Source organism: Deltaproteobacteria bacterium (assembly GCA_011773515.1).
GTDB lineage: Bacteria > Desulfobacterota > Deferrimicrobia > J040 > J040 > WVXK01.
On the sequence record WVXK01000043.1, the window covers coordinates 1 to 1,224 of the forward strand.

The 1,224-nt window shown below is 56.2% G+C and carries 2 protein-coding genes; both read right to left on the reverse strand.

Annotated features, from left to right (window positions below; translation table 11 throughout):
- The coding region (locus GTN70_04295) for a KaiC 1 (protein NIO16209.1) at positions 1-329 on the reverse strand (329 nt) is incomplete at its 3' end.
- The coding region (locus tag GTN70_04300) for an AAA family ATPase (protein NIO16210.1) at positions 127-1,224 on the reverse strand (1,098 nt) is incomplete at its 5' end. The genes GTN70_04300 and GTN70_04295, both read right to left, overlap by 203 nt.

Here is a 1,224-nt window from a genome sequence, read left to right on the forward strand (position 1 = left end):
ACCTCATGCTCCTTATGCTCGATTTCCTGCAATCTTCGACGGTGCTGGGCCTCTTCTCTGGCCTCCTGCTCCTGACGTGCCGCACCGGTCAGCACACCGCCCTCCCCGACATACACATCAGCGATGTCAATGCCATGGTCTGTGATGAGGAATTCCCGGTACTGGTTGGAGTGCTTCGAACCCCGCGATTTCATGATCATCACCATGCGGTTGATCTCGCCGCCAATCTCGATGTAGCGCAAGAAGATAACCGTATCCACCATGGAGGAGATGCCGATGCCGCTGATTTCGTGTTCCTCCCGGAAGCCCGAGGTCTGGTTGATTAAAATANNCCCGGAAGCCTGAGGTCTGGTTGATTAAAATAAGGGTGATTCCTCGCTCTTTGCATGCATTCACGACACGCATCAGATAATCATAAGCGGCCTCCCTCGTGCCCATGCGCTCACAAGACGAGATGGCGTCAACTATCACGTGGTCTGGTTGAAAGGCCTTTATGGCTTTGAATGCGCGGATCAGATGTTCCTCCACGCCCATTGCTTCGGGCATGGCTGTGAGAAACCGCAGCCTGCCAGCCCGCAATGCCGGACGGAGGTCAATTCCCGGGCTGAGCATGCCGGATACCATTGCCTCCTGCGACTCCTCAAAATTGATATAGAGCACTTTTTCACCACGCTCGCAGGCAGACTGTACGAATGTGCTGGCCAGCGTAGTCTTGCCGGTCCCGGTTGTACCGGATATCAGGATGCAGGAGGCGCGTCGGTACCCCCCGTCGAGAAGAGCATCAAGTCTTGAATGGCCACTGGATACCTTTGGGCCAAGCGGTTTATGGTTTAGCCCGGCGGACGAGATCGGGATAATGGTGATGCCCTCATCGGTGATGCAAAAGGGATATTCATTGCGGCCAAAGCCGGAGCCGCGATACTTGAGCACCCGCAGCCGACGGGTCGCGATCTGCTCGGTGACGCGTTGGTCGAGGTAGATGACGCAATTAGCCATGAAGTCGAGGAATTCGTAGCGGCCCGAGCTCTCCCCATCTTTCGCCGTTTTCACGGTGAGAACTGCGGTCATGTCGTGGTCGATCAGCCAATCGTGCAGGACATAGAGTTCATTCCGTTCGCGCGCCGGATCATCGAAGAGGCGCAAGAGGACGTCCAGGGCGTCTATCACGATCCGGCCGGCCTTCATGGCCGTAGCTTTTCCGTTGATGATGGCGATCAGGCCTTT